Below are 19,473 nucleotides of genomic sequence, written 5' to 3' on the forward strand. Positions count from 1 at the left end.
AGCAGAAGACCTGAACGGCTGAGCGGCCCATTTTTTGGTAAGCTTCGACGATGCGCATCGTCCAGCTCTCCGATCTCCACTTGAGCAGCCAGCCGCTGTACGGCGTGGTCGATACGCTGAGCGCTCTCGATATGGCGTTGCAGCGTCTGACCGCGGGGCCGGCACTTGATCTGTTGCTGCTCAGCGGCGATCTGACGAGTGGGGGGCGTAGCGAGGAGTACGCCTTGCTCCGTTCGCGGATCGCCGCGCTACCGTTTCCCAGCGCACTGCTGCCTGGCAACCATGACGATCGCGACAACCTGCGCGCAGCGTTCTGCGAGCAGGCCTGGACGCCGCCGCCGCTGTGCTGCCAGCGGATCGACCTCGACGGCGGCACCCTGCTGCTGCTCGACTGCATCGTCCCGGGTGAGGAATGGGGTGAGGTGGCGGCGCCACAGATCGACTGGCTGGAAAGTGCGTGCCCGCGGCGTCGGCCTGTGCTGCTGGCACTGCACCATCCTCCCTTCAGCGTCGGCATCGAGGGAATGGACCGGATTCGCTGTCGCGGCGAGGCGTCGCTGGCGGCCTGGCTGGCACGGCACGATGAGGTCGAGGCACTGCTGTGCGGGCACGTCCATCGTTTCGTCAGCACCACTTTTGCTGGCCGGCCGGCGATCGTCGCGCCGTCGCCGGCGCACCAGATCGCCCTGCAGGATGGGCCATTGGCCTATACGCTCGAGCCCGGTGCTTGTCTGCTGCACGACTGGGTGCCTGGCCAGCGGCTGTGCAGCCACTACCTGCCGGTGGCGGTGAGCCCAACGCAGTGCTATAGCGACGGCTAGACGGGTGTTGGCCGGCATCCGGCCCGCCCGCATCCGGGTTTGAACCACCAACTGTCCTGGCGAGGTGGCCGATGGGAAAGGAAGTGGCAGGCAACGGCTGCACGGCAGACGACTTCGCGCGTTTTCGACGGCGTCTGGGCGAAGAAACGCGGCATGCGCACACGGCATACTTCCGTGGCGCATTCGCCAACGACGCGCTGGTTGCCGGCTTCGAGCTCGAGGCCTGGCTGATTGGCCAGGACCTCCTGCCGGTGCCGCGCAACGTGTCGTTCCTGGCGCGCCTGGACAATCCGCTGGTCGTACCGGAGCTGTCACGCTTCAACGTCGAAATCAATGGGACGCCGCAGCCGCTGCATGGGAGCGCACTTTCACGACTGGAGAGCGAGCTTGTCGCGACCTGGGAGCAGTGTCAGCGCGTTGCCGCCGCTGACGAGAGCGCCCTGCTTGCCATTGGCACCCTGCCGACGCTGCGTGAAGAGGACCTTTCACTCAGCAACATGTCGCCGGCGCGGCGTTACGAGGTGCTCAACGAGCAGATTCTCCGGCTGCGTGGCGGGAGCCCGTTGAGCCTCAACATCACCGGCATCGACACGCTGTCCACCATCCACAGCGACGTCATGCTGGAAGCGGCGACGACTTCCTTTCAGGTGCATCTGCAGGTGCCTGCCGGCGAGGCCGCGCGTGCTTACAATGCCTCGCTGATCCTGGCGGCGCCATTGGTCGCACTGGCTGCCAATTCACCTTTCCTTTTCGAGCGTGCGCTGTGGCACGAGACGCGTGTGCCGCTCTTCGAACAGGCTGTGGACTGCTGCGACCCGGGGTGCCCACAGCACATGCGGGTGACCTTTGGCTCCGGCTACCTGATCGCCGATCCAACCGCCTGTTTCGCCGAGAATCTCGCCAGCTATGCCGTCCTGCTGCCTTTCGAGATCGCCGGGCCGGTTGAGTCCTACGCGCACCTGCGCCTGCACAACGGCACGATCTGGCGCTGGAACCGAATGCTCATCGGCTTCGATGACAGGGGCCAACCGCACCTGCGCATTGAGCAGCGGGTGATGCCCGCCGGTCCGAGCATCGTGGACATGATTGCCAACGCGGCCTTCTACTACGGCACGGTCCTCATGCTGATGCGGCAGCCGCTGGCCCCCGAAGCGCAGATCTCCTTTGCCCAGGCCCGTGAGAACTTTTACCGCGCCGCTCGCTACGGGCTCGATGCGCAGCTGCTCTGGTTGGGTAGCCAGCGAGTGTCGGCTGGCGAACTGCTCGAGCAGCAGTTGCTGCCACTCGCGCGCGCCGGACTTGAGCGCCTCGATCTGTCCACTGCCGATGTCGCGCGTTACATGGAGGTGATCGCCGGCCGTCTGCGCAGCCGGCGCAACGGCGCCGCCTGGCAGTTGGCCCACCACGCGCGGCACCACGACTTTGCCCGGCTGACCGCCGACTATCTTGATCACCAGCGCCACCTCATGCCGGTGCATGAGTGGCCGATTTGAGCTGCAAGCTTGATGCTGACCATCCTCGATACCCTGCCCGAACGCTTTCTCGATACCCCCGCCAGCGAACTGCACCAGATCTTCGGTGGCCCGACACTGATCCACCTGCCCGGCCGACGGCAGCCCGCACTGTTCGTCTCGGTGCTGCTGCACGGTAACGAAGACAGCGGCGTCGTCGCCTTGCAGCGCCTGCTGCAGCGCAACGGCAGGCGAATGTTGCCGCGTGCGCTGTCGATCCTGATCGGCAATGTCGCCGCTGCGCGCAAGGGACTGCGCAGGCTCGACGGGCAACCCGACTACAACCGCGTCTGGCCCGGAGGGCACGCGCATCTCGACTCGCCCGAAGCCGCCAGCATGGGCGAAGTGCATCGGCTGATGCGCGAACGAGGCGTTTTCGCCAGCATCGACATTCACAACAACACCGGCCTCAACCCGCACTATTGCGTCGTCAACCGGCTGGACCAGGCCGTCCTGCATCTGAGCCTGCTGTTCTCGCGCACGGTCGTCTGGTTCCGTGGCCTTGCCGGCACACAGACCACGTCGTTTTCGCCGCTCTGTCCGGCGTTGACGGTGGAATGTGGCAAGCCGGGCAGCGAGGCCAATGCCGAACACGCAGCACGTTTCGTCGAAGCGTGCCTGCACCTGTCGCAGTTTCCCTCGCATGACGTGCACGAACACGATATCGACCTCTATCACACGCTGGCCACCGTTCGCGTTCCCGCAGCGGTCTCCTTCGGCTTCGGCTTCGGCGCGTCGCGCACCGACATCGACTTCGACCCGCAGCTGGACCACATGAACTTCCGTTCGCTCGAGCCCGGAACCGTCTTCGGCCACACCCGGCTGCCGCTGCCGATTGGCGTCATCGACGAAAGAGGCTGCGATGTGGCCAGCGAGTTCTTCAGCTGTGAGGAGGGTCGCATCACCCTGCAAAGGGCGGCGACCCCGGCCATGTTGACCCTCGACGAGAAGGTGGTGCGTCAGGACTGCCTGTGCTACCTGATGGATCGCCTGCCACTTGCCAATCGGCAGCAGCACGGGCGCATGCTGGGCAGCGGCGCCTAGCGCGCTCGTGCGTTCGGCCGCCTGTCGTCGCCAGCGCCGCTTTCCGCTTGCGGCGGGCAACCGGCCAACAGGATGCAGGCAGCTCTTGTGGTCAGGATCCGGAACGGCAGGCGCCGTCTACAGCGGCGATCCAGCTGCAACAGGCGCTGGTCGCGGGTGAGCAGCAGGTCCGCGCGACAGCGCCGGGCGAGGACCAGGAATTTCTGATCGTCGGCGTCGCGGCACGTCGGCAGGGGATCATCCTCTTCCTGCTCGCCTGGATCCTCACAGGCGAGCGCGAAGCGGCGGTACTCGTCGAGCAGCGCCGACTGAGCCACGGCCGTCAGGCGAAAACGCGGATAGCTGCTCACCCGTTGCAGTTCAGCCAGGCAGTGGCGGTCGGTGAAGCACTGCAGCAGGCGGCTGTCGATTGCTGCCTGCAGGCTGCACAGGAACGGATCGCGAAAGTGCAGGAGGTCGAGAACGCTGTTGGTGTCGAGAACCGCGCGCATGGCCTACCCGGGCTGCAGTTCGCCGACGACGTGCTCGGCGATCGCGAGGCAGGCGGTGAGGCCGGGGGACTCGATGCCGAACAGGTTCACCAGGCCAGGGATGCCATGCTGTGGTGGCCCCTGGATCAGGAAGTCGGCAGCCGGCGCAGCGCGGCCAGCAAGCTTCGGCCGTACCCCGGAGTAGGCCGGCTGCAGGCTGCCTGCCGGCAGCCCGGGCCAGTAGCGGCGGACCTCCTTCTCGAAGGCGGCAGCGCGTTCGCGGCTGACGCTGTAGTCAAAGGCGCCGAGTCCACCTCCGGGCGGCGGGTCGGGCAGCCACTCGACGTCGGGCCCGAAACGCGCCTGCCCGGCGAGGTCGAGGGTCAGATGAATCCCCAGCCCGCCAGGTTCCGGCAGCGGGTACACCAGTCGCGAAAACGGCGCGCGGCCCGCGAGGGCGCAGTAGTTGCCCTTGGCGTAGTGCATGACCGGCAACGCTGCGGGCGGAAAGCCGACCAGCGACGCGGCCACGTCGGCAGCCCAGAGACCGGCGGCGTTGATCACCAGCGGGCAGCGCAGCCGCACTGTGTCGTTGCCCCCGCATTCGAGAACGATGGCGCCCGCTTCGATCACGCCACCGAGGAGTGGACTGCGGCAGGCAAGCACCGCCCCGGCGCGCTCGGCATCGCCGAGCAGCGCCAGCATCAGGCCGTGGCTGTCGATGATGCCGGTGGACGGCGAGAGCAGGGCGGCGGTGCACGCCACTTCGGGCTCGAGAACGCGAGTCTCGGCGGCGCTGAGCCAGCGCAGGTCGTCGACGCCATTGGCTTGGCCCTGTTCCAGCAGCGCCGCCAGCCTTCCCTCGTCGGCGCTGCTGGTCGCGACGATCAGCTTGCCGCAGCGGCGGTGGGCGATGGCATGCGAGCGGCAGAAGTCGTACAGCCGGCGCCGGCCAGCGGTGCACAGAGTCGCCTTGAGCGAGCCTCTGGGGTAGTAAAGCCCGGCGTGCATGACCTCGCTGTTGCGCGAACTCGTCTCGCGGCCGAAGCTGTCGTTCCGTTCGAGAATCAGTGTTTCGATTCCTCGCCGTGCCAGCTCACGCGCGCAGGCCAGGCCTGTGACCCCGGCGCCGATGACCGCTGCGCCAATCCGTTCCATCCAGACTTCTCCACGCGCAAAGCGCACATTGTATACGCCGCCGGGATCGAAGCCTGGGGTGCTGGCCGGGCGTGCAGGGCTTTGCCTCGGCCGGCATCAGTGGTTACACTGGCGATCATCATCCCCTTCCCGTCAAAGCGTCCCCCGTCGTATCGCCAGCCATGCACAGCCAATCCCAACCGAGCCACGACGAGGTCATCGCCAGGACGCGGGATTGGCTCGAGCGCGCCGTGATCGGGCTCAACCTCTGTCCCTTTGCCAAGGGTGTTCACGCCAAGGGGCAGATCCGCTACGTCGTGAGCTCGGCAGCGAACGACGAGTCGCTGCTCGACGACCTGCAGCTGGAATTGCTCGCGCTCTGCGCGATCCCTGCCGACGAGGTCGACACGACGCTGCTGATCCATCCGTGGGCCTTGACCGACTTCGCCGACTTCCTGCGCTTCCTCGATCTGGTCGATGTCGTCCTGCAGACCCATCGCCTGCATGGCGTCCTGCAAGTGGCCAGCTTCCATCCCGACTACGTCTTCGCGGACTGCGCGGCCGAAGACATCACCAACCATACCAACCGCTCACCGTTTCCGACGCTGCACCTGCTGCGCGAGGCCAGTCTTGACCGGGCGGTGACGGCTTTTCCCGAAGCGGCGATGATCTATGAGCGCAACCTGCAAACGCTGCGGCAGCTTGGTGCCGACGGCTGGCAGGCACTCGCAGCCGGGGTTTCACGAGCGGCCAAGGAGTAGTCTGGCGATGCCCGAGTTGCCGCTACGCGTCGAAGTGCGCGCGGAGGAAGTCGAGATCACTGCCGTACGCGCGCAGGGTGCCGGCGGCCAGAACGTGAACAAGGTATCGAACGCGATCCATCTGCGTTTCGCCATCGCCACCTCGTCGTTGCCCGATGAGCTGAAACGGCGTTTACTGCTCTGGCGCGACCAACGAATCAGTGGCGACGGCGTGGTGATCATCAAGGCACAGGCCCACCGTAGCCTGGAGCGCAACCGGGACGATGCACTGTGCCGTCTGCGCGAACTGATCGCCCGCGCGGCTTCGGTCACGCCGCCGCGCCGACCGACGCGGCCGACCAGCAGTTCACAGAAGCGGCGGCTGGACAGCAAGCGGCAGCGTGGCGCAGTGAAACTGCTGCGCGCGCGGGTCAGCGACGAGCGCTGAGGAAGGGTAGAGGAGATGCCGATGCCTGTGGCCGAGATGCTGCGCTTCGGGTTTGAGGAAATGCGCCCGGCGCAATGCCCAAATCGCAACGCCGTCCTCGGCTCGCACTCCACGGTGGCCGGGATAGATTTCCTCATGACCCCAGTTCCCGCCTCGCAGTAGGCGGCAGGAGAGAAGGGACCATGGCCTATCAGGAGAGCTTCGACATCCACAGCCGCGGTCGCGGCACCATCGAGATCACAGCCGAGGTGGGGCGCATTGCACGCGCTGCGGGGGTGCCTACCGGTATCGCGCACGTTTTCGTCCTGCACACCAGTTGCTCACTGCTGTTGACCGAGAACGCCGATCCATCGGTTCGCCGAGACCTGGAGACCCTGGCCGGGCGCTGGGCTCCCGACGCCGATCCGGCGTATCAGCATGACTGCGAGGGTGACGACGACATGGCGGCACACGGGCGCAGCATCCTCGCCGGAGTGTCGGTGACGGTGCCGGTGAGCCATGGCGCACTGCGCCTGGGAACCTGGCAGGGAATCTATCTCTGGGAACACCGGACGGTCCCCCATCGGCGGCGGGTGGTGGTTACCGTCGTCGGCTGACCGGCCCCCCGGCGGCAGCGGGCCTGCCGGATTCTTGCTAGACTCGCTGCCGCGCAGTCCGCGCTCAGGCGAAAGGGCGGGTGACGCGGGCGACCGGCGGCAGCGATCATCCGTCACACCCTTACGCCCGGTGTTCGCCCTGATCGTGAATGACTGAGTATGGCCGCGCGGCCGCGGCGACCGCCAACACTTGAAAGGGGACTCAATGAGAATCGGATTCATCGGCCTCGGCATCATGGGGCGCCCGATGGCGCTCAACCTGCTGCGCGGCGGGCACCAGCTCACCGTCTGGGCGCGCCGGCCAGACTCGATGCAGCCACTCCTCGACGCCGGCGCCAGCGGCGCCGCCAATCCGGCGGCGTTGGCCGCGGAAGCCGAGCTGGTGATCTCGATGGTGGCTGATGCGCCCGATGTCGAGCAGGTGATGCTGGGCGAGAACGGCGTCGCCAGCCGCGGCCGGAGCGGACTGGTGGCTGTCGACATGAGCACCATCCGGCCGTCGGCAGCCCGCGCCATCGCCGGCAGGCTGCTGGCAGGCGGCATCGATTTCCTCGATGCGCCGGTTTCCGGCGGTGAGGTCGGCGCGGTTGCCGGCACGCTGTCGATCATGGTCGGCGGGAGCACCGCTGCCTTCGACATCGCGCAGCCCGCCTTCGCATGCATCGGGCGCAACATCGTCCATGTGGGCGATTCGGGCGCCGGCCAGGTGGCGAAGGCGGCCAACCAGATCGTCACCGGCGTCGGCGTCCTCACCGTCGCCGAGGCGCTGAATTTCGCCGCGCGGAGTGGCGTCGACCCGGCTCGCGTGCGCGAGGCGCTGCTCGGTGGCTTCGCCTACTCGAGAATCCTCGAGAACCACGGTCAGCGAATGCTCGACCGGAACTTCAAGCCTGGCTTCAAGTCGTGGATGCACCAGAAGGACATGAACATCGTCATGCAGAGCGCGCACGAACTGGGCCTGTGTCTGCCGGTAGCGGCGGCGACTGCGCAGATGTTCAACGCCATGGTCGGCTCGGGGCTGGGCGAGGAGGATTCGATCGCCATTCTCAAGCTCCTCGAGCGTTTGTCCGGGGGCGAGGGGTGATGCGGCTTGGCTTCATCGGCTGCGGCGTGATGGGGCGGCCGATGGCGCTGAACCTGTTGCGCGGTGGCCACCGGCTGGCGGTCTGGGCGCGGCGGCCGGAGGCCGCGCAGCCGTTGCTTGCGGCCGGCGCGGTGGCTTGCGCCAGTCCGGCGGCGGTGGCGTCTGCGGCCGAGGTGGTGTTCACCGTCGTCACCGCCGACGCCGACGTCGAGCAGCTTGTCTTCGCTTCCGGTGGCTTGGCAGAAGGATTCGCCGCCGGCTCGATCCTGGTCGACATGAGCACCATCGCGCCGCAGGCGGCGCGCTCGATCGCCCGGCGGCTGGTGAGGCTGGGGATCGCCATGCTCGACGCGCCGGTCTCCGGTGGCGGGCAGGGCGCCATCGATGCCAGCCTGTCGATCATGGTCGGCGGCCAGGCGGCGGTACTGGAACGTGTGCGGCCGCTTTTCGAACTGCTCGGCAGCGCGATCGTGCACGTCGGCGACCATGGCGCCGGGCAAGTGGCGAAAGCGTGCAACCAGATGCTGATGGTGGCGACGATCCAGGCGGTTGCCGAGGCCTTGCATTTGAGCCGCGCCGCCGGTGTCGATCCGGCAAGGGCCCACGCCGCTCTGGCAGGCGGTTCGGCCGCCAGTCGCGTGTTGCAGGCGATGGGCGGCCGGATGGTGGCGCGCGATTTCGCTGCCGGTGTCGAGGCGCGCCTGCATCACAAGGACTACGCGGTGTTGATCGCCGAAGCGCACCGGCTGGGACTTCCGCTGCCGGTTTCGACTCAGGTCTGCCAGCAACTCAACGCGCTGATGGCGTTGGGCTGGGGACGTTGCGACACGGCTTCGCTGCTGCGCGTCCTTGAAGCGGGGCAGTTGGCGACCGGCAGCCAGTGAACGCCCGACGGCGCAGCGCCTGCGGCAGCGAGCCGCGCTACGCTATTTGTCGACGAACGCCCGCTCGATCACGTAGTCGCCCTGCGCACCAATGTACGGCGAAACCCGGAAGCCGCGCGCGTCGAGCAGCGCGCAACAGTCCTTGATCATCGCCGGACTGCCGCAGACCATCGCCCGGTCGCGAGCGGGATCGAGCGGCGGCAGACCGATGTCGGCGAAGAGGCGGCCGCTGTCGATCAGTTGCGTGATGCGGCCCTGATGGCCGAAGGCTTCGCGGGTGACGGCAGGGTAGTAGATCAGCTTGTCGCGCAGCAGATCACCGAAGAACTCGTGCTGCGGCAGTTCTTCGCTGATGAAGCGGTGGTAGGCCAGATCGTCGATCCAGCGCACGCCGTGGATCAGCACGATCTTCTCGAAGCGCTCGTAAGTTTCCGGATCCTGGATCAGGCTGATGAACGGCGCCAGCCCGGTGCCGGTGGCCAACAGGTAGAGGTTCTGGCCAGGACGCAGGTCGCGCAGCACCAGTGTGCCGGTCGGCTTGCGGCTGACGACGACCTCGTCACCGACCGCCAGATGCTGTAGCCGGGACGTCAGCGGCCCGTCGGGCACCTTGATGCTGAAGAACTCGAGGAAGTCGTCGTGGTTGGCGCTGGCGATGCTGTAGGCGCGGGTCAGCGGTCGCCCTTCCTGGGGCAAGCCAAGCATGACGAACTGGCCGTTGATGAAGCGCAGGGCCGGGTCGCGCGTGGTGCGGAAGCTGAACAGGCGATCCGTCCAGTGGCGGACTGAAAGGACGCGTTGTGCGGAGTAGGTGCTCATCATGTTTCCGATCGTATGTTCCTGACGACGCCATCGTGCTCCGTCGTGATATATTTGTAAAACAGATTCTTTATATAAGTCTTATCGCTTAGATAGATATGAGATTCACCTTGCGACAGATGGCGGTCTTCGTTGCGGTGGCCCGACACGAGAACGTATCGCGCGCGGCCAGCGAGGTGTCCCTGTCGCAGTCGGCGACAAGCACTTCACTCGCCGAGCTCGAGCGTCTCTATGACACGCAGCTTTTCGACCGGTTCGGCAGGAACCTGCGGCTCAACGAGCGCGGACAGGCGCTGTTGCCGCAGGCAGTCGAGTTGCTCGAGCGGGCGGCGGCGATCGACAACGTCCTCGAAGGCCGGGCCGGCTACGGGAGGCTGCGCATCGGTGCGACGCTGACCATCGGCAACTACCTCGCGACGCTCATCGTCGCCGAGTTTCTTCGGCGACACCCGGAAAGCGGCGTGCAGTTGAGGGTGCATAACACGGCAACGATCATCGAGCAACTGGCGCAACACGAACTCGATCTCGGCCTGGTCGAGGGGAGTTGCCGCCATCCCGACCTGGTTGTCGAGCCATGGGTGGCCGACGAGCTGGTCGTTTTCTGTTCGCCGACTCACCCCTTGGCGGGGAAGGGCAGCGCGACGATCGCGGAGTTGATCGAGCAGCCGTGGATCGTGCGCGAGACCGGGTCAGGTACGCGAGAAACCCTCGACCGGGCCCTGCGCGATGATTGCTCGCGGCTGCGGATCCGCCTCGAACTGGAGCACACGGAGGCAATCAAGCGGGCCGTCGAGTTCGGCCTCGGCATCGGCTGCATTTCGCGCCTGGCATTGCGCGAAGCGTTCCGCCGACGCAGCCTGCTGCCGATCGCGACACCGGAACTCGATCTCCGACGCCATTTCCACTTGCTGCAGCAGCGGCGCAAATTCCAGACTGCGGGCATGCGTGAGTTCGTCGGCCTCTGCCGCTCGCTGACCGTCGGCGTCGAGCGCAGCGACCTGATCAGATGGTCGCTGGTCGGCGAGGGGTGAGCAGGGGAAGCCGCCTGCGTCTCGTCAGCCGCGTGGCCGCCGGGGTTGCGTCGTGTCGCCGGCGACATGAGGTCGGGGATCGATGGAACCGGCACCGGGCACCTGATGCCCGCTCTCCCGAGGTGGGGGGTGCAATCGGAAGTGCGACTGTGGATCAGGCGGCCTGTTGACGTCTGGACTGCCAATAGCGGTCCCACTCCTGGTTGGCACGGCAGACACGCAGCGCCAGCATGTGCTTGGCGTTTTTCAGTTTCCACCAAGCGCCGGCCCGCTTGAGACGGTCCTGGATGACGTAACGGTGTGCGCTTTCGATTTCGCCGGACCCTATTGGCAGCCCGGCCACGAGCGCGTCTTGATAGTTGAACTGCCCCGGGCGATTGGTGAGATAGCGATGCGCCGCGCGCACCGGGGCGTTGGCATCGGGAACGGTGTCGTCCTCGACGAATCGCTGCAGTTCCTCGACGACGTCCTGGAGGCGGTTCTGTTTCAGCCGATCCTTCTGCGTTTCCAGCCAAGCCCTCGCCGCCGTGCCGGCGATCGTGTCCCCTGCGGCCGTCAGGTAGTCACAGACATGGTAGAAATCGACGAGAAAGTGGCCTTGCAGTCCGAATTGCTCACTCACCTGATCCGCAATCCATGCGGCGCCGTCGCTGACCGCATGGACCTTGGTCTTACGCCCCAGTCCGGCCTGAACCGCCGTGCGCAACAGCGTCTCTCCGACCTGGTCGGGCGGGCCCACGGTGGCGCCGAACACCGGGGTGACGGAGCCCGGCGCATGGACCAGACTCAAACGCGCTTCCCTCCAGCCCACCCGGCGGGTCTTGCGGCGGTCCACTTTCGCGCTCTGGTCGTCCGATTCGGCCGTCTCCACGACGGGAATCATGCTCCCATCGATCTCGCCGATCAACTGCTCTACGCCGTCTCGTGCCGGGATTTTTGCCGCCGCTTTCGGGCGCTCGTCGATCGTCGCGGCATGCCGCAAGACGATCGGCCAGCACGTACTGGCGGACACCTCGATACCGTAGTGCTCTTTCAGCTTCTGCGGAATGCGCGCCGCGGGCGCGTCCGCCCCGAAATCAACGATCGCTCGCTGCAGCGGCTCCGAGCAGCCCCGGCAGACCACCTCCGCCGAACGCGTGAATGGCCGGATCTCCGGCCCGCGCGTCCCTTGCCGGAAGACCTGCTCCGCTACTTCGATCTGTCCGTACCGGGTCTGCCAATAGACGTTTTTTTTCCTTCCGCTGCACGCCCGGTTGTTGCGCCACCTCTTCTTCCTTCCGCTGCGCTTGCCGTCGCGCCCAGCCGTGCAACGCTTCGTTGCCCAACTGCCGCAATTCCTCCGTCACCCGCCGCTCCGCCTCCGCCGCCTTCTCAACATCGCCGGCCGCATTCTCGACCACCGCCAGCAACGACTCGATCTTGGCTTGGAGCTCGGGATGATCTCTAAACCGCTCTTCCAAACCCCGACTCGGCTTGAGTCGCCCCTCCATTTCCGACCACCTTTCTGTCATGGGTCTCGCTCCAAGCTGAAGTAACCCATCACTATTTACCCCACCTCCGCCCAATTGTCTAGTGCCGAATGCCACCGCCAACCACCTCGCCCCGGCGTCAGTCGCACTTCCGATTGCACCCCGAGGTGGGCGGCAGCTGCCGTGCGGCAGACGGTTGCGGTAGAATGCGTTTCTGGTCGGCGGGGTGGGTACAGGGGGGAAGTCCGGATGGACAGGGTGCGGGACATCGGAGAAGCAATAGGCGCCCACGCGCGCTGGATGTCGGAGCTCCGGCAGGCTGTCCTCGACGCCACGGCTGGCGTGGATGTGGATGCGATCCGGGCCGATGACCGCTGTGAATTCGGACAGTGGCTGTACGGCCCGCGTCTGTCAGCCGAGGACCGTGCGGCCGAGGACTTCGAGGAAGTGCGTCGTCTGCACGCGGAATTCCATCAGCTGGCGGCGGAGGTCGTCCAGCGTGCCATGGACGGACAGACTGTCGAGGCTTATGCGCTGCTTTATGGCGAGTACGTGACTCTGTCGGGGCGGCTTGCGCTTGCCATGCGGGCGTGGCAAGCGCGTCTGTTGCAGGGGATTGCCGGGGACGCCTAGCGCACCGTGCAGCTGCTCGCCCAACGACCGGGCGTGGACGGGAGGCGAAGGGAAACCACTGGCGGCAGCGCGAAAGCCAACCCCGACCCGTTGCGGAGAGCGGGCTGGTCAATCGGCAGCGGCGGCCGGCACGGCGACTGCGAGTTCATCGAGCCGGCGCAGGCGACGGCTCAGTTCCCGGGCCAGGTTCATGACGATCAGGGTGAAGGTCGGCAAGTCCGACTCGTGGATCTGGAAGAGGCTGCCGTTGTCAAGCGCCAGGAGCCGAACGGGCTCGAGCGCGCGGATGCTGGCCGAGCGGTACTCCATGTCGATCAACTCCATTTCGCCGAAAACGTCGCCGACGCGGAGGAGCGCAATGCGCTTGCCGAGCGGATCGACCGCTGCCGGGCACGACTTGAGCACCTCGACCTCCCCGTTGCAGATGACGAAGAGCGAGTCACCCTCCTGGCCCTCGTGCACGATCACTTCACCGGCTGTGAACTCCTGCGGCCGCATCAGCTGCATGATTGCCCGCATTGCCGCATCGCCGACGCCGCCGAACAGCGGTTGCTCTTGCAGAAACCGGACCGTTTCCATTGCCCTCTCCATCTCCGCTGCTCGGAGACGTATTTTGCAGCGACCACTCGCGGAACGGAAGGGCTGCGCCGCAGCTCATTGCGTAGGGTTGCGGTCCATCGGCCTCTGCAGGTTCGACTCGTTCCGGCAGCGGTATTCGGCGAGGTCGGTCGCCGAACGTCAGTGGCCGGCCCGCCCCTCTGCCGCGAGGCCGCTGACCAGCGTCAACAGGCGAGGCAGGCTGCGGGTAACGAGGTCGAAGTGGTCGACGATGTCGCGCCGCGCCTGTGCGCGCAGAGGCTGCGTCGCCAGCGGGTCGGCGAGGACGGAGATGATCGTTGCCGCCAGCGCGGCCGGCGAGAAGAAATCGACCAGCAGCCCATTGTGCCCCGGTCGCAGCACTTCGCGGACGGGGGCAGTGTCGGAGGCGACCAGCGCGCAGCCGCAGGACATCGCTTCGAGCAGTGACCACGAGAGAACGAAAGGGTAGGTGAGATACACGTGCGCTGTCGACAAACGCAGAACGTCGATGAAACGCGGGTATGGAATCTTGCCGAGGAAGTGCACGCGGCCGAGATCGATTGCGCTGCCCAGTTCGCGCAGGTAATGCTCCCGGTAGGTGCCGCCACCGGGTAACGGGCGGCCGTAACTGACCTCGTCACCACCCACGATCAGCACCTGCACGCGAGGCCGCGCAGCAAGAACCTCAGGCAGTGCCCGCATGAAAGTGTGAAAGCCTCGATAGGGCTCAAGATTGCGGGCGACGTAGGTCAACACCTCGTCCCCCGAGCGAAGGGTACCCCTGCCGTCAGGAAGGACGAAACCGGCAACCTCTCCCGGGGAGACGAGATCGCTGCGTATACCGTCGTGAATCACCTGGATGCGCTGCCGATACACGTCCGGGTATTGCTCCCGCTGCCAGTGCGTCGGGCTGACGCCCGCATCGCCAGCGTCGAGGCTGATCAGTTGCGTCGTGTTGCGGGCACGAACGCGACAGCGGTCGTCGAAGGAACTCGGAAACTCGGGGTCAAAGCCGACGTCGGAGCCGCTGCCGCGATAGAAGAACTCGAGATAGAGCAGCAGCGGTGCGGCGGGGAAGACATCCTTCAGGAACAGGGCTTCCCCCCACGCCGGATGGGCACAGATGACGTCCGGAACGAAGCCGTGACGACGCAGTTCGAGTGCCAGGCGCGCCACCGATTGACCGCGGCGGACCGCAGCCTCGCTGCTGCGTAGGTAGTGGTGTGTCTGCTGCGAGGCACCCTGGGGCTGTGGGTAAGCGACCAGACGCACGCGCGGATGAAAGCCCTGCAGGCGCCTGAGGCTCGCCTCCTCGCCGATGGCGACGACCTCATTCGCCGGTGATTCGGCGAGGGCAGGCGCCAAGTGGCGGTACTGGCCGGGGAAGTTCTGGTGTACGAAGAGAATGCGCATGGCGGGTCATCGGGAAGAGTGGAAGCAGAGAGCGAGCGACCAGAATCTTAGCCGATTGAGGACGCGGGAAGCTGTTCAGCCAAGACCAGAGCCCTGCCCGGAGGAACCGGACGCCGCTCTGGGAAACTGCACCGACGAACGCTGTCCGGGTGCAGCTGGCAACGGCAGCCGGCAACCTGGTTGCAGTACAATCGCGGCCGATGGACGACGAATTCTTCATGCGCGAGGCGATGTCGCTGGCGCTTGCCGCAGAATGTCTCGGCGAGGTGCCGGTCGGCGCGATCGTCGTGCAGGCGGGGGTCATCGTCGGCCGTGGCTTCAACTCGCCGATCGGCGACCACGACCCGACGGCGCATGCGGAGATCGCGGCCTTGCGTGACGCGGCACGCAAGCTGCGCAACTATCGGTTGCCCGGGTGCGAGCTGTTCGTCACGCTCGAGCCCTGTGCGATGTGTGCGGGGGCCGTCCTGCAGGCACGCCTGGCGCGCCTGGTCTACGGCGCGCGCGACCCGAAGACCGGGGTCCACGGCAGCGTCGTCGACCTGTTCGCTGTCGAGCGGCTGAATCACCACACGGAGGTGGTCGGAGGCGTGCTGGCGGCCGAGTGCGGGCAACTGCTCTCGGCTTTCTTTGCCGAACGGCGTGGCGGCAGCGCAGGCAAAGGGGAGGGCGGACGTGCACATCGAGATCTCGATCGCTAGGCAGGCTCTGAGCCTTGTGGACGACTGCGGTGAAACCGTCCGCAGCTATCTGGTATCGACGGCGACCCGCGGTGTCGGCGAACGGAAGGGCAGCTACTGCACGCCGCGCGGCCGCCACCTGATCCGCGCCAAGATCGGTGCGAAGCAACCAGCGAATACGGTGTTCATCGGCCGCCGGCCGAGCGGTGAAGTCTACTCGCCTGAACTCGCCGAGCGCTTCCCGAAGCGCGACTGGATCCTGACCCGGATCCTCTGGCTGTCCGGCTGCGAGCCCGGCCGCAACCGGCTCGGTGATGTCGATACCATGCGCCGTTACGTATACATCCACGGCAGCCCGGATAGTGCGCAGATGGGTCAGCCCGGTTCGATCGGCTGCATTCGCATGCGCAATGCCGACATCGTCGAGCTTTTCGAGCTCGTGCCCCCTTACACGCCGGTCAACATCAGCGAGGACTGAAAGCGCGCACAAGTTTCGCCGATGGCCGTCGCGCCGGCGCCGAAACTGCGTTCCTGCAGAGTGATCAGGCCATCGCGCCGTCTGCTCAGCAGAGTCGACGCGCGCGTGCCGTAGTGTTCCGAGCTGACGAAGACGGCTGACAGGATGCGCTCCCACGCCAGTGGAACACCCGTTTCCGGCAGGTGGGAATCGGCAACGATCTCCCGGTCGGCGAGCAGGGTGAAGAAGGGCGCCGCCAGCGGCAGTGTCTGCAGCGCCGCGGCAAAAGCGGCCCTGGCGCTTGCCAGTTTTGGCCACGGCGTGTCGAGCAGGTGGTTCGACAGCCCGTAGATGCCAGGTGCCAGCCAGCGCACCTGGCCTTCGTCGCGATTGCTGCAGTAGGCCAGATGCTCGGCATCGCCGACGAAGAGATTGAAACCACTGTAGTCGCTGGCCCGGTCACCGACAGTATCGAGGTAGGCTTGCGGGGACTGCCGGCCGGTGAGGAAGTCGGCCACCAGAGCGCCGCGCGAGCGCGCGCCCGGGATCTGCCCAGTGCCATCCCGGTAGTTGGTCAGGGCGGCAAAGCGCTGTTCACGACTGACCCCCAGCCAGGTGCCACCAGCTTCCAGATCGCGGCCGGCGAGCACCTGCGGCGCGTCCGGCCAGAAGCCGGCGGCCGCGGTGGGGCGCGCGAAAAACTCGTCACGGTTCGCGGCGACGACGAGCGGGTAGTCCGGGTGCGCCTGCCAGGCGAGCAGGATCAGGCACATGGTTCCCGTGGCTCGAGTATCGCATCCGGCGTCACGACCGGCTCGACGGCGACCGTCACGCCAGCGGGACTGCCGAGTTGCAGCCCGCCAGCGGCAGCGCAGCCCTCCTGGACGATGACGAGCGCGTCATGCCCCCCGCTCGGTGCGGCCGCCGCGTTGACGATCATGCCGCACGGCTGCTGCGGACTGCTCGCCGAGTAGATCGCCTGGCCGGCCGTCATCGGGCTGCCACAGTGGGCGCGGTACAGGTGGCGCTTCACCTTTCCGAGGTACTGTGTCCGGGCGACGATCTCCTGACCGGGATAGCATCCCTTGCGAAAGCTGACCGCTCCGAGCTGCTCGAAACCCGCCATTTGCGGCACGAACTCCTCCCTGGTCGGCTCGCTGATCAGCGGCACACCGGCCTCGATGTCGAGCCACTGCCAAACCGCCGCTGCGACCGGGCGCGCCTGCGTCTGCAGTTTCCGCCACAACTCCGGGGCTGCCTCGGACTTGACGAGCAGCTCGAAGCGACGGTTGTCGAGGCGGACGATCAGGGCAGCCGCGGTGGCGCCGATGCCCAGAGGGGTCGCAGGAACGGCCAGGCCGGCGGCCAACAGCGCGCGCTCGGCCTGCGGCCCCGACACGCCCAGCAACTGGCGCTCGCCGGAGCGGTCGTCGATGCTCAGCTTGCTGCGCAGGACGAACATCGACAGGCGCTTGTGGATGAACGGCAACAGGTCGGCCGACAGTTGCAGGAAGTAGTCGTCGGGTCCGGGATGAAGAACGATGAAGCTGGCGAGCATCCTGCCCTTGGCCGAGCACCATGCCGAATGCTGCGCACTTCCCTCGGCGAGGTGCTTGACATCGCTCGTCAGCTGAGCGTGCAGGAAGCTCGCTGCATCCAGGCCACTGACCGCGAGCAGTCCGAGGTGGTCCAGAGGCGCCACGACCGTCGCCTCGCGAGCAGCAGACAACTCGGCCGCCGCGTCACCAAAGTCCGTGACCTGATTGTGCTCGATTCGTGCACCTGAAGCACGCAGCAACTCCTGCCAGTTCGCGTTCATCATCTTCTCATCTGGTTGGCCGGCGGGGCCGGCGGATGTTCCTCCGCGGGGCGCAGTCGGCAGCGGCGGCCGGCTGGCCGTGCCTTCGGGGCCCCGGTGGTTCGGGCGAGTTTCGGCTATTATAGGGCGACTCGACGCCCGCCCCACCACCCATTCCTCCTCCAGCCCGCCAGCCCGACCGCTGCTCCGGACCGATGCGCAAGACCGTTCGCCTGTTGCTCGTTTTCTCCTTGCTGACGCTGCTTCTGGGCGCCGCTGTCGTCGTCTACGTGGCTCTGATTCCGATCAGCCTGCCGCGTGAGCAGGTGGAGTTTACAGTTGCCCCCGGCGGCAGCCTGCGCACGGCGGCTCGCGAGATCGCCGCCAGCGAGGTCGCCGTCGAACCGTGGGTGCTGATCGCACTCGCCAGACTGATGGGCGTCGAGGCCTCGATCAAGGCCGGAAGCTACCAGATCAGTCGTGGCACGACGCCACTCGAACTGCTGCGCAAACTGACGCGAGGAGACTTCACGCAGGCCGAGCTGACCTTCATCGAAGGCGGGACTTTCCGTCAGATGCGCCAGCGCCTCGATGCCCATCCGGATCTGCGCCACGAGACCCGCGCCCTGAGCGAGAGCGAAATCATGCGCCTGCTCGGTGTCCCCGAACGGTCTGCCGAGGGCGCGTTCTTTCCCGATACCTATCTCTTTGCCAAGCGAAGCAGCGATATCGAGCTGCTGGCGCGCGCCGCGCGTGCCATGCAGCGACACCTGCAACAGCAATGGCAGGCGAGGGCGGATCACCTGCCACTGCGCGATGCCCATCAGGCTCTGATCCTCGCCTCGATCATCGAGAAGGAGACCGGCCGTGATCAGGATCGTGCGCAAGTGGCAGCGGTGTTCATCAACCGCTTGCGCCTGGGGATGCCCTTGCAGACTGATCCGACGGTGATCTACGGACTCGGCGATGCCTTCGACGGCGACCTGCGCAAGCGCGACCTGCTCGCGGATACGCCCTACAATACCTATACGCGCCGCGGCTTGCCCCCCACACCGATCGCCATGCCCGGACTCGCTTCGCTGCAAGCCGCGCTGCACCCGGCGGCGAGCGACGCGCTCTACTTCGTCGCTCGCGGCGACGGCAGCAGCCACTTCTCGCGGACGCTGGCAGACCACAATCAGGCGGTGCGGCGTTACCAGAAAGGGGGCCGACCTTGAACCACGCACAGGCCCGTTCGCGCGGCCGTTTCATCACCTGCGAAGGCATCGACGGCGCTGGCAAGAGCAGCCACATCGCAAGCATCGTCGCGTTCCTGCGCCGGCGCGGAGTCACCGTCGTCAGCACGCGCGAGCCTGGGGGTACCGCGCTTGGCGAAAAACTGCGCGCGCTGCTCCTGCACGAAGCCATGCACCTGGAGACCGAGGCGCTGCTCATGTTCGCAGCCCGCCGCGAGCACATTGCGCGAGTCATCGAACCGGCTCTCGCGTGTGGCGACTGGGTGGTCTGCGACCGTTTCAGCGACGCGACCTATGCCTATCAGAGTGGTGGGCGCGGTCTCGACCCGGTGAAGTTCGCACAACTCGAAAACTGGGTGCACCCGCTGCTGCAACCGGACCTGAGCCTGCTCTTTGATCTGCCAGCGGCAATTGCGGCCCGGCGCATTGCTGACCAGGCACGCGACCGCGATCGCTTCGAGTTGGAGCAGTTCGAGTTCCACGAGCGAGTCCGCCTCGCCTACCTCGAGCGGGCGCGGTCGGCACCGCAGAGAATCACGATCATCGACGCCGACCAATCCCCGGACAGAGTCTCGAAACAGATTGAAGAAAGACTTGCAAGCTTATGTTCATGAAGATTATCGA

The 19,473-nt window shown here is 66.4% G+C and carries 24 protein-coding genes; 15 read left to right on the top strand and 9 right to left on the bottom strand.

Translation table 11 applies throughout. The annotated features are described in order from the left end of the window. Positions 1-50 precede the first annotated feature (50 nt). From V5B60_RS16465 to V5B60_RS16475, 3 genes are all read left to right on the top strand, one after another. Positions 51-821 (top strand): metallophosphoesterase, encoded by a 771-nt coding sequence (locus tag V5B60_RS16465; protein ID WP_332348286.1) that lies wholly within the window; start codon positions 51-53, stop codon positions 819-821. A gap of 71 nt (positions 822-892) precedes the next feature. Next, the gene (locus V5B60_RS16470; protein WP_332348288.1) at positions 893-2,314 is read left to right on the top strand and encodes a glutamate-cysteine ligase family protein; all 1,422 of its coding nucleotides are present in this window, start codon (positions 893-895) and stop codon (positions 2,312-2,314) included. A gap of 12 nt (positions 2,315-2,326) precedes the next feature. Continuing rightward, on the top strand, positions 2,327-3,376 hold the full coding sequence (locus V5B60_RS16475) for a M14 family metallopeptidase (protein WP_332348290.1): 1,050 nt from the start codon (positions 2,327-2,329) through the stop codon (positions 3,374-3,376). On the opposite strand, the gene V5B60_RS16480 is transcribed toward V5B60_RS16475, so the two are convergent. Both V5B60_RS16480 and V5B60_RS16485 read right to left on the bottom strand, forming a co-directional pair. Continuing rightward, the gene (locus V5B60_RS16480; protein WP_332348292.1) at positions 3,373-3,867 is read right to left on the bottom strand and encodes a putative toxin-antitoxin system toxin component, PIN family; all 495 of its coding nucleotides are present in this window, start codon (positions 3,865-3,867) and stop codon (positions 3,373-3,375) included. The two genes, V5B60_RS16475 and V5B60_RS16480, sit on opposite strands and share 4 nt — an antisense overlap. Before the next feature lie 3 nt (positions 3,868-3,870). Then, positions 3,871-5,004, bottom strand: coding sequence for an NAD(P)/FAD-dependent oxidoreductase (locus tag V5B60_RS16485; protein ID WP_332348294.1), 1,134 nt, complete (start codon positions 5,002-5,004; stop codon positions 3,871-3,873). Between the two features lie 161 nt (positions 5,005-5,165). Between V5B60_RS16485 and V5B60_RS16490 the strand changes: the two genes are divergently transcribed. The 6 genes from V5B60_RS16490 (at position 5,166) to V5B60_RS16515 (ending at position 8,735) form a co-directional block, all read left to right on the top strand. Continuing rightward, positions 5,166-5,744 (top strand): DUF1415 domain-containing protein, encoded by a 579-nt coding sequence (locus V5B60_RS16490; protein ID WP_332348295.1) that lies wholly within the window; start codon positions 5,166-5,168, stop codon positions 5,742-5,744. 7 nt (positions 5,745-5,751) lie between these two features. After that, a complete protein-coding gene (gene arfB / locus V5B60_RS16495; protein WP_332348296.1) occupies positions 5,752-6,171 on the top strand; it encodes an alternative ribosome rescue aminoacyl-tRNA hydrolase ArfB in 420 nt (139 codons plus the stop codon). A gap of 21 nt (positions 6,172-6,192) precedes the next feature. Then, a complete protein-coding gene (locus V5B60_RS16500; RefSeq protein WP_332348298.1) occupies positions 6,193-6,333 on the top strand; it encodes a hypothetical protein in 141 nt (46 codons plus the stop codon). Between the two features lie 20 nt (positions 6,334-6,353). After that, on the top strand, positions 6,354-6,767 hold the full coding sequence (locus tag V5B60_RS16505; RefSeq protein WP_332348300.1) for a secondary thiamine-phosphate synthase enzyme YjbQ: 414 nt from the start codon (positions 6,354-6,356) through the stop codon (positions 6,765-6,767). Between the two features lie 205 nt (positions 6,768-6,972). Further along, entirely contained in the window at positions 6,973-7,851 is an 879-nt protein-coding gene (locus tag V5B60_RS16510) for an NAD(P)-dependent oxidoreductase (RefSeq protein ID WP_332348302.1), read from the top strand. Continuing rightward, positions 7,851-8,735, top strand: a complete 885-nt coding sequence (locus V5B60_RS16515; protein WP_332348304.1) for an NAD(P)-dependent oxidoreductase — start codon at positions 7,851-7,853, stop codon at positions 8,733-8,735. The genes V5B60_RS16510 and V5B60_RS16515 overlap by 1 nt, the downstream gene beginning before the upstream one ends. A gap of 42 nt (positions 8,736-8,777) precedes the next feature. Here the strand turns inward: V5B60_RS16515 and V5B60_RS16520 are convergent, their stop codons facing one another. Beyond that, on the bottom strand, positions 8,778-9,554 hold the full coding sequence (locus V5B60_RS16520) for a ferredoxin--NADP reductase (RefSeq protein WP_332350597.1): 777 nt from the start codon (positions 9,552-9,554) through the stop codon (positions 8,778-8,780). A gap of 98 nt (positions 9,555-9,652) precedes the next feature. Here V5B60_RS16520 and V5B60_RS16525 point away from each other — a divergent pair, with 98 nt between their 5' ends. After that, positions 9,653-10,585: a LysR substrate-binding domain-containing protein gene (locus V5B60_RS16525; protein WP_332348306.1), complete on the top strand. Its 933-nt coding sequence runs from the start codon at positions 9,653-9,655 to the stop codon at positions 10,583-10,585. A gap of 154 nt (positions 10,586-10,739) precedes the next feature. Here the strand turns inward: V5B60_RS16525 and V5B60_RS16530 are convergent, their stop codons facing one another. Next, positions 10,740-11,708 (bottom strand): ISKra4 family transposase, encoded by a 969-nt coding sequence (locus V5B60_RS16530; RefSeq protein WP_332347076.1) that lies wholly within the window; start codon positions 11,706-11,708, stop codon positions 10,740-10,742. Further along, entirely contained in the window at positions 11,662-12,096 is a 435-nt protein-coding gene (locus V5B60_RS16535) for a hypothetical protein (RefSeq protein WP_332345299.1), read from the bottom strand. Before V5B60_RS16535 ends, V5B60_RS16530 begins: the two co-directional genes overlap by 47 nt. Positions 12,097-12,303: 207 nt before the next feature. Between V5B60_RS16535 and V5B60_RS16540 the strand changes: the two genes are divergently transcribed. Continuing rightward, entirely contained in the window at positions 12,304-12,687 is a 384-nt protein-coding gene (locus V5B60_RS16540; protein WP_332348308.1) for a CZB domain-containing protein, read from the top strand. A 108-nt stretch (positions 12,688-12,795) separates the two neighbouring features. Here the strand turns inward: V5B60_RS16540 and V5B60_RS16545 are convergent, their stop codons facing one another. Both V5B60_RS16545 and V5B60_RS16550 read right to left on the bottom strand, forming a co-directional pair. Beyond that, positions 12,796-13,266 (bottom strand): cyclic nucleotide-binding domain-containing protein, encoded by a 471-nt coding sequence (locus V5B60_RS16545; RefSeq protein ID WP_332348310.1) that lies wholly within the window; start codon positions 13,264-13,266, stop codon positions 12,796-12,798. 159 nt (positions 13,267-13,425) lie between these two features. Further along, positions 13,426-14,679, bottom strand: a complete 1,254-nt coding sequence (locus tag V5B60_RS16550; protein WP_332348312.1) for a glycosyltransferase family 4 protein — start codon at positions 14,677-14,679, stop codon at positions 13,426-13,428. Between the two features lie 200 nt (positions 14,680-14,879). Here V5B60_RS16550 and tadA point away from each other — a divergent pair, with 200 nt between their 5' ends. Both tadA and V5B60_RS16560 read left to right on the top strand, forming a co-directional pair. After that, complete coding sequence (gene tadA, locus V5B60_RS16555) at positions 14,880-15,380, top strand: tRNA adenosine(34) deaminase TadA (protein ID WP_332348314.1); 501 nt, start codon at positions 14,880-14,882, stop codon at positions 15,378-15,380. Then, complete coding sequence (locus tag V5B60_RS16560; protein ID WP_332348316.1) at positions 15,355-15,837, top strand: L,D-transpeptidase; 483 nt, start codon at positions 15,355-15,357, stop codon at positions 15,835-15,837. Before tadA ends, V5B60_RS16560 begins: the two co-directional genes overlap by 26 nt. Here V5B60_RS16560 and V5B60_RS16565 read toward each other — a convergent pair. Both V5B60_RS16565 and V5B60_RS16570 read right to left on the bottom strand, forming a co-directional pair. Then, a complete protein-coding gene (locus tag V5B60_RS16565; RefSeq protein WP_332348318.1) occupies positions 15,807-16,589 on the bottom strand; it encodes an NRDE family protein in 783 nt (260 codons plus the stop codon). The two genes, V5B60_RS16560 and V5B60_RS16565, sit on opposite strands and share 31 nt — an antisense overlap. Next, positions 16,580-17,638 carry a YgfZ/GcvT domain-containing protein gene (locus tag V5B60_RS16570; protein ID WP_332348320.1) on the bottom strand — a complete coding sequence of 353 codons (1,059 nt, stop codon included), beginning with the start codon at positions 17,636-17,638 and terminating at the stop codon, positions 16,580-16,582. The genes V5B60_RS16565 and V5B60_RS16570 overlap by 10 nt, the downstream gene beginning before the upstream one ends. Before the next feature lie 191 nt (positions 17,639-17,829). Here V5B60_RS16570 and mltG point away from each other — a divergent pair, with 191 nt between their 5' ends. Beyond that, the gene (gene mltG, locus V5B60_RS16575; protein ID WP_332348322.1) at positions 17,830-18,831 is read left to right on the top strand and encodes an endolytic transglycosylase MltG; all 1,002 of its coding nucleotides are present in this window, start codon (positions 17,830-17,832) and stop codon (positions 18,829-18,831) included. After that, positions 18,828-19,463, top strand: a complete 636-nt coding sequence (gene tmk, locus V5B60_RS16580) for a dTMP kinase (RefSeq protein ID WP_332348325.1) — start codon at positions 18,828-18,830, stop codon at positions 19,461-19,463. Before mltG ends, tmk begins: the two co-directional genes overlap by 4 nt. Positions 19,464-19,473 lie beyond the last annotated feature (10 nt).

It is taken from the genome of Accumulibacter sp., from assembly GCF_036625195.1.
Lineage (GTDB): Bacteria > Pseudomonadota > Gammaproteobacteria > Burkholderiales > Rhodocyclaceae > Accumulibacter.